This window comes from Paraburkholderia sp. RL18-085-BIA-A (genome assembly GCF_046027075.1).
Taxonomy (GTDB): Bacteria; Pseudomonadota; Gammaproteobacteria; order Burkholderiales; family Burkholderiaceae; genus Paraburkholderia.
The window spans coordinates 22,220-28,420 of record NZ_JARESU010000112.1 but is presented as its reverse complement, the minus strand read 5'-3'; the positions used below and the strand labels follow the sequence as shown (position 1 = coordinate 28,420).

Genomic DNA, 6,201 nt, shown 5'->3' with positions numbered 1-6,201 from the left:
GTCAGTGGCATCTCTTGGTGGTATCGCCAAGGCCGAAGCGAGAGTGGTAGAAGGCTTGCTCAAAGCCGAACGAAGTCGCGCCCTCGCAGAAGCGTCGGCGTAACGGCCATTGTGCACAGAAGTGCGGACCGCACCAACGCGATTGAGTTCGAGGTTCGCACGAATGGGTGGCACTTCTGGCGGCTCGTGACTAAAAGTGCTAAAGCCTCTAATGGTGTGTCGCTGCGCGCGGCGCCCGACTCGGTGCTCATATCGCCGATTGACGCAGAGAGTGCTCTGCGAGTCGGCAGCGGGAATACCGGCAGTTGTAGCGCCGGATATGCAGCGCTCATTGCTTGCGTCTGCATGGATGTACCGCATCCTGCATCCTCTTTCCCCGCCGGACAGGCACTTTTTGGGGAGGCGCCTCAGGGATATACATGGTCGCAAGCCTGCCGGTCAGCGGGCATCTCGGGCCTGCGCAATCAATTGTGTCGCTTCAATTGCAGCGCATAGGTAAAACGTTCTGCGGGAAATACGCTTACTGTTACCTCAAATGCGGCACCACGCTGGTCGACGTAATGCCGGGTTATCTCAAGCGCATGAGCATCGGGTTCGGTGGCAAGTGATGCAGCGACCCGCGCTGGCACACCGACCGCCCGAATTTCCTGTCGTACTTCCTGTACTGGCCGGCCAAAGTGCCGCTCAACCATTTCGCAAATCAGCCCCGAGCTTTTTCGGAGTTCGCGCCGGATACCCGCGCCTACCGCCGCTTCCAAATAGACATCGGTCCAGCATATCGGGGCCTCAGGCTTCGTGGGGTCCACACGCAGCAACTCAACCCGCAGCCAGCGGGAGCCGGTCTCTACACCAAGCTTCGCGGCCAGTGAAGGGCTAGCAGACACTTCCGTAATTGACTGTACGTGCCGTTCTGTGACCACCGCAAACTGAACCAGGTCTTCGACGCTGGACAGCGACTGCTCGAACGCAACGCGCGGCCTGGCCGCCTCCACTCTGATTCCTGCGCGTTTGCGCCGTGAAATCAATCCCAACTCCTGCACTCTTTCAAGCGCAGAACGTACAGTCGCCCGGCTCACGCCGAACTGCGCGGACAAATCGACCTCACTCGGCAACGCCGCCCCCACTCCAAAGGTTCCATCGCCGATTGCCTGGATGAGCTGGTCCGCCAGTTCGGCGTATCGGGGCTTCATTGCTGCATTCCTTTCGTCTGTTGAGAGATGTGCATCGGGGCCGCAACGACCCGGACTTGCTGTGCGCTGATGCTAGCCCGTGAGAAAAAGGTTGCCAAGTCAGGCCCAAATCGAGTTCGGTCCCGGCAGCCGAAGTGGAGGTAAACCCCGAGTTGACCTCCTCCCATGTCGCCAATATAGTCCGGACATAATAAACAAGTACGGACATATTGTAGGTTATTTTTCCACCGTATGCTGGCGCGAAAACGGAGACAAGCATGGCTGTTCATAGCGAAATGGCAAATCCTGATAGCGCGCTGCCGCACCGTGCGCCAGCGCGAAAGAAGCCACCCATATACGCGCGCCTTGGCGTACAGATTGTTGCGGGCATCGTACTCGGTCTCGCACTCGGTTTCATCGCGCCGAAGCTTGCCGTCGAGATGAAAATTCTCGGCGACATTTTTCTGCGGCTTATCAAGATGATTGTTGCGCCGCTGGTATTTCTGAACGTTGTGCTCGGCATTGCGGCGGCAGGTGACCTGAAGAACGTCGGGCGTATCGGATTGCGCGCGCTCATTTACTTTGAAGTCGTCTCGTCCATCGCTCTGGCAATCAGCATGGTGATTGCGAACGTCTCGGGCGTAGGCCTGGGCATGCGTCTCGTGCAAAGTCCGGAAGCTGCTGCCGCCGCACATGCGCAGTATGGCAATGCAGGCTCGACGTCGTTCGAACACTTCCTTCTCACGCTGTTTCCGGACAACTTCATTGGCGCGTTTGCCAGCGGCTCGCTGCTGCAAGTACTGGTGATTTCGATTGGATTCGGCGCTGCGGTGCTCATGCTGAACACGGAGCAGCGGGCGAGCGTCGAGCACGCCCTGTCGCGCATGTCAGACTGCTTCTTCAAGTTCGTCGACGTCGTCATGAAGTTCGCGCCGCTCGGTGCATTTGGTTCGATAGCCTTCGCAATCGGTAGCAGTGGCATGAATGCAGTCATTTCGCTCGGCTATCTGCTTGTCGTCATGTACCTCTCGCTCGCCTTTTTCGTTGTGATTGTTCTTGGTATCGTGCTGAGACTTTACGGCTTTAACGTGTTCCGCTTCCTGCGTTATTTCAAGGACGAAATCTTCCTCCTGTTCGCAACCGCCTCCTCAGAGAGCGCCCTGCCGCGCCTATTCGAGAAACTGGAAAGGCTGGGATGTTCGCGTCAGTCCACAGGTCTCGTGCTGCCGACCGGCTATGCGTTCAACCTGGATGGCACTGCGGTCTACATGTCGCTCTGCGTAATGTTCATCGCCAATGCGTATGGCGTGCCGCTCGATTTTCACCAGCAACTCGGATTGTTGGTACTCATGCTGCTCACGTCGAAAGGCGCGGCAACCGTTTCAGGCGGCACGTTTATCGTCTTCGCCGCCACTGTGACCGCCTCGGACCTGTTGCCTGTCGAAGGCCTGCCAATCCTGTTCGGCATCAACCGGTTCACTTCGCAGGCGGTATGTATCTGCAACGCGATGGGCAACAGCGTTGCGGCGCTTGTCATTGCCAAGTCGACCGGCGAGTTCGACGAGAGCGCGGCGCGCAACGAGTATCAGCGCGTATTCGGCACCGCTCCCGGTAAGACCATCTGATTTCAACGTGTTCAAGGAATAGTCATGCGTTTCACCGCCGTCAGGGAAATATCCGTCCCGCTCGAAGGAAACGTTGCGAATGCCCTCGTAAGTTTCGCCGAACATGATGTATCGCTCGTGGCACTCGAAACCGACGTCGTGCGTAACGGCAAACCTGTCATCGGCTACGCCTTCGACTCTATCGGTCGATACGCGCAGGGCGGCATCCTGCGCGACCGGATGATTCCACGTCTCAAGGCTGCGCCCCCCGAAAGTCTGTTCGATGTATCGGGTCGCTGCTTTGACCCAGAGAAGGTCCTGCAAACCATCCTGCGCAACGAAAAGCCCGGTGGTCATGGCGACCGCGCCGCAGCGGCAGCAGCAATCGAACTGGCCGTGTGGGACCTGAACGCCAAGTTGCTGGATGAACCCGCGCACGCCACCATTGCGCGACATTACGGTCGGCGCGGCAAACGCGAGGGCGTCAACGTCTATGCGGCAGGCGGCTACTACTACCCGGAGGAGAGCACGCAGCGTCTGGTCGACGAATTTAACGGATATCGCGAGCTTGGCTTCGATGCTTTCAAGATGAAAATCGGCGGAGCGGACCTCAAAAAGGACCTTGCCCGCATCGAAGCAGCGCTGACCGTAGCCGGACAGGGTCAGCGGCTCGCTGTCGACGCAAACGGTCGTTTCGATTTGAAAACCGCGCTGGCCTATGCCGAAGCCATCACGCCGTACAACCTGCGCTGGTACGAAGAGATTGGCGACCCGCTCGATTTCGACCTGAACCGACAAGTTGCGCAGGCCTATGCCGGCCGGATTGCGACAGGGGAAAACCTGTTCTCCGTGCCCGACGTGAAAAACCTGGCCCTTTTCGGTGGCATGCGCCCGGGCAAAGACATCTTCCAGATGGACGCCGGACTCGCCTACGGGCTGACGGAATATGCGCGGATGATAAACCTTGTCGAAAGCTGCGGCTTTGACCGTGCGCAGGCCTATCCGCACGGCGGCCATCTCATCAATCTTCACATCGCTGTCGGCCTGGAGCTTGGCGGGTGCGAAGCTTACCCAGGCGTGTTCCAGCCCTTCGGCGGATACCCGGCCGGGTGCGGCGTCGGCGCCGGTCTCGTACGCCCGACCGATGCTGCGGGCTTCGGGCTTGAAGAAAAGGATGCGCTGCGCCCGTGGCTCGCGCGTCTCGCAGGCTGATTAGGGAATTCGCAATCGCAACGACTGTTTTCGACTCGGCACTATTCGCGCCGCTTCGACGAAGTAAAACTGCGAGCATTGACCGACCCCGCGAATTACCTCGGCGCTGCTGCTCATATGGCGCGCTCGGTCGCGAACGGGACAGTAGTATAAGGTCACCGCTGGCTCGGGCCGCGCCGGACGGCGACATGCCGGTGACGGCTTCGGAGTATCATGCCTCAGGACCGATATCAGGAACATCGATGAAGCTTTATGGCAGACGTACTTCTATAAACGTGCAGAAGGTTTTGTGGTGTCTTGGCGAGCTGGGCGCTGTTGAGGGACGCGACTACGAACGTATTGATGCGGGTCTCGACTTCGGCGTTGTCAATACCGCCGAGTACCTTGCGCTCAATCCGAATGGACTGGTGCCAACTTTGGTCGACGGCGACTTTGTGTTGTGGGAGTCAAATGCCATCGTCCGATACCTCGCCAGCGCAGCTGGCAACGAAGCGCTCCTTCCGGTCGAGCTTAAAGAGCGTGCTGGCGTCGAGCGCTGGATGGACTGGCAGCTTGCAACCCTGTGGGCGACGCTCCGCGTTGCTTTCCTGGGTCTCACGCGGACCCCCGAGCCCCAGCGCAACTACGACGTGATACGGAAAGCGCACGCGGAAGCCGGGCGCATGCTGGCAATCGTGGATAAGGTCTTGATTGCTCAGGCGTACATTGCCGGCGCGGAGTTCACGGTGGCGGATATCGGACTCTGCCTTTCCGCCCACCGCTGGTTTTCGCTTGCGGACAACTTCGGACAAGTGTTGGAACCGGCACCCCTGCTACCGGCCGCCATCGAATGGCATCGGAACCTCTCGTCACGCCAGGCATTCAAGGATGCGGTAAGCAGTCAAAGGAAATAGCCAGGTTGGCATGGTGCGGGGTACTCTCGCAATTGCCGGTTTTCCGCTTTAAGTTGCCGGATGGCTGCTGTTCAGCGTCAGCGGCTTGCCTTCGCCGGGGCCGCCAGCACGCTCTGCGTCGTACTGCGCAACCCAGCGCCGGACGGCCGTCTCAACCAAGTCCATCGACCGGCTAACTTCCCTGACCGATAACCCCTGGTCACGTACCATCCGTGCCGCTTCCAGCCTGAAGTTGGCGTCAAATTGGCGGCGCCTTCTTGTCATCTAGTTTCCGTTCCTCATCGATTCCGGATTGTCCTCCTATCGACATGTCCGAGGAAATTAGACCACTACAATTCGGGTACACAGACATGCTTTCGACCATGAGACCGGTCGTCACATCGAGTTCCTTGCCTTGTCGGGTAATGACGCTAAAGACCGACGAGTAGGAAAATGCGGTCGGCGCGAGGGCGAACAACTCCCCTTCATCGACCCAACGTTTGGCATAGTGGCACGGCAGATAGCCGATGTAGGTACCCGTGAGCAGCATCGTCGCGATGGCCTCCATCGAGAAAGCGGTGCCTGCTCGGTTTAAAGTCATGTGCCGCGGTTTGTTGCTCTCCAGCATGTAGCCGCGCTCGACATAAGGCGCCTCGGCAATCGCTTCCATCAGCCCGACACCGGACGCCGTCGATAGCGAATGATTCTTCCCGCAGTAAAGCTGTTGCTCCTCTGAAAAGACGGGGGTATAGACGAGACCGGACAAACGGTGGTGGAACGCGCCAACCGCCAGCGCAAGCTTTTCATCGAGCACCGCCTTCTCCAACTCGTCCGGCGGCATGACATGCAACGTTAGATATGTCGAGTCTGACTTGTTGCGGAAGCGCTGCAAGGCAGCGACTGTGGGAGAACCCGGGTACGACAGCAAGCCGTCGACGACGCCCAACGCCAGTCTGGCGATAGGTTGACCGCTCAGTGCGCCTACGCTATCCAGAAAGCGGCTCACGTCGGAAAACAGCACGCGGGCCGCCTCATAGACGGCGAGTCCTTCTTCCGTCACCTGGAACCCTTGTCGTCCGCGATGACAGAGTTTGGTACCAAGTCGTACCTCAAGGTCGCGAACCACAATGCTCAGGCGCGGTAGTCCGGTGTTCAGGATTGTCTGGGCGGCGGTGAACCCACCAGCCTCAACAATCGTGCAAAACACGCGCAACGCTTTCAGGTCTAGGTCTGAGAGATTTCCAAGCATAGTTTAAATGAGCGGTGGCAATCCGCCAGCCGCTCAGCGAGACAACTCGCACGCACATGAGCGATGAGGCAGTTCATGTGTCGAAGCACTGGCGG

The 6,201-nt window shown here is 58.8% G+C and carries 6 protein-coding genes; 3 read left to right on the top strand and 3 right to left on the bottom strand.

Going from position 1 to position 6,201, the window contains the following annotated elements; all coding sequences use genetic code 11:
- Positions 1–464 precede the first annotated feature (464 nt).
- Positions 465–1,190 (bottom strand): GntR family transcriptional regulator, encoded by a 726-nt coding sequence (locus P0D89_RS40085; RefSeq protein WP_408378313.1) that lies wholly within the window; start codon positions 1,188–1,190, stop codon positions 465–467.
- Positions 1,191–1,447: 257 nt separating this feature from the next.
- Here P0D89_RS40085 and P0D89_RS40080 point away from each other — a divergent pair, with 257 nt between their 5' ends.
- From P0D89_RS40080 to P0D89_RS40070, 3 genes are all read left to right on the top strand, one after another.
- Positions 1,448–2,794 carry a cation:dicarboxylate symporter family transporter gene (locus P0D89_RS40080; RefSeq protein WP_408378309.1) on the top strand — a complete coding sequence of 449 codons (1,347 nt, stop codon included), beginning with the start codon at positions 1,448–1,450 and terminating at the stop codon, positions 2,792–2,794.
- Between the two features lie 24 nt (positions 2,795–2,818).
- Complete coding sequence (locus P0D89_RS40075) at positions 2,819–3,985, top strand: enolase C-terminal domain-like protein (RefSeq protein WP_408369829.1); 1,167 nt, start codon at positions 2,819–2,821, stop codon at positions 3,983–3,985.
- Between the two features lie 242 nt (positions 3,986–4,227).
- Positions 4,228–4,878, top strand: coding sequence for a glutathione S-transferase family protein (locus tag P0D89_RS40070; RefSeq protein WP_408378306.1), 651 nt, complete (start codon positions 4,228–4,230; stop codon positions 4,876–4,878).
- A gap of 48 nt (positions 4,879–4,926) precedes the next feature.
- Here the strand turns inward: P0D89_RS40070 and P0D89_RS40065 are convergent, their stop codons facing one another.
- Both P0D89_RS40065 and P0D89_RS40060 read right to left on the bottom strand, forming a co-directional pair.
- Complete coding sequence (locus tag P0D89_RS40065) at positions 4,927–5,142, bottom strand: transposase (RefSeq protein ID WP_408369835.1); 216 nt, start codon at positions 5,140–5,142, stop codon at positions 4,927–4,929.
- Complete coding sequence (locus P0D89_RS40060) at positions 5,117–6,106, bottom strand: LysR family transcriptional regulator (RefSeq protein ID WP_408369838.1); 990 nt, start codon at positions 6,104–6,106, stop codon at positions 5,117–5,119. Before P0D89_RS40060 ends, P0D89_RS40065 begins: the two co-directional genes overlap by 26 nt.
- Between the last annotated feature and the right edge of the window lie 95 nt (positions 6,107–6,201).

Coding starts and splice junctions, on each gene's coding strand:
- P0D89_RS40075 (WP_408369829.1), top strand. CDS start 2,819: ATGCGTTTCACCGCCGTCAGGGAAATATCCGTCCCGCTCGAAGGAAAC.
- P0D89_RS40085 (WP_408378313.1), bottom strand. CDS start 1,190: ATGAAGCCCCGATACGCCGAACTGGCGGACCAGCTCATCCAGGCAATC.
- P0D89_RS40070 (WP_408378306.1), top strand. CDS start 4,228: ATGAAGCTTTATGGCAGACGTACTTCTATAAACGTGCAGAAGGTTTTG.
- P0D89_RS40065 (WP_408369835.1), bottom strand. CDS start 5,142: ATGACAAGAAGGCGCCGCCAATTTGACGCCAACTTCAGGCTGGAAGCG.
- P0D89_RS40080 (WP_408378309.1), top strand. CDS start 1,448: ATGGCTGTTCATAGCGAAATGGCAAATCCTGATAGCGCGCTGCCGCAC.
- P0D89_RS40060 (WP_408369838.1), bottom strand. CDS start 6,106: ATGCTTGGAAATCTCTCAGACCTAGACCTGAAAGCGTTGCGCGTGTTT.